This is a genomic window from Vibrio sp. 378 (assembly GCF_033339435.1).
In genome coordinates this window covers 1-907 of record NZ_JAWOUO010000255.1, presented here as the reverse complement: position 1 = coordinate 907, position 907 = coordinate 1, and the positions used below count along the sequence as shown (strand labels likewise).

At 51.2% G+C, this 907-nt stretch carries 1 protein-coding gene; it reads right to left on the bottom strand.

What is annotated here, in order from left to right; genetic code table 11:
* The coding region (locus tag R7Q48_RS25540) for a molybdopterin oxidoreductase family protein (protein WP_318132952.1) at nucleotides 1–907 on the bottom strand (907 nt) is incomplete at both ends.

The window sequence follows — 907 nt, the reverse complement described above, 5'->3', positions numbered from 1 at the left end:
AGAAACGCACTGGTAATGCCAATCGCAGCCCATCGCGTTTGCGATCGCTTGAATGATCCACCAATCTTCTTTCGCCTCACCCGGCGCTTTCACTGCCGCATTAACGCGCTGCACGCGTCGCTCAGTATTGGTGAAGTGACCGGATTTTTCCGCAAATGAACAAGAAGGCAATACCACATCGGCGTACTGCGCCGTCTCGGTGAGGAAGATGTCTTGCACGACCAAGAAGTCGAGTGCTTCCAACCCTTCAATCACGTGTGCTTGGTTTGGATCGCTCAGTACTGGGTTTTCGCCCATGATGTACATCCCGCGAACTTCTCGTTTGCACGCCGCATCGATGATTTCCGTTAGGGTAAGCCCTTGCTCAGAAGGTAAGTTCGGCGCATCCCACTCAATCGCGAATTTCTGACGAACAATCGGGTTATACACTTTTTGATATCCCGGATAACAGTTCGGCAATGCGCCCATATCACACGCACCTTGCACGTTTGATTGACCGCGCAGTGGGTTAATACCACCACCCTCAATACCGATATTGCCACACAACAATTGCAGGTTTGCAATCGAACGAACGTTGTCGTGCCCTGTTGTATGCTGGGTAATACCCATTGAGTAATACACCGCCGTGCGTTTTGCCGTACCAATCATTCGCGCCATCGCGAAAATATCGTCCGCTTTTACGCCCGTCACTAACTCAACTTTGTCGAGGTTGTACGCTGGCGACATCACCTCTTGAAGCAAGGTATCAAAGCCGTCTACGCGCTCTTCGATGTATTCTTGATCGTACCAACCATTTTTGATGATTTGCTGCATCACGCCGTTGAGCAACATAACATCCGTGCCCGGACGATGCGCCAAGTACAGCTCTGCATGTTCAGCCATGTCCACTCGTTTCGGGTCTGCCACA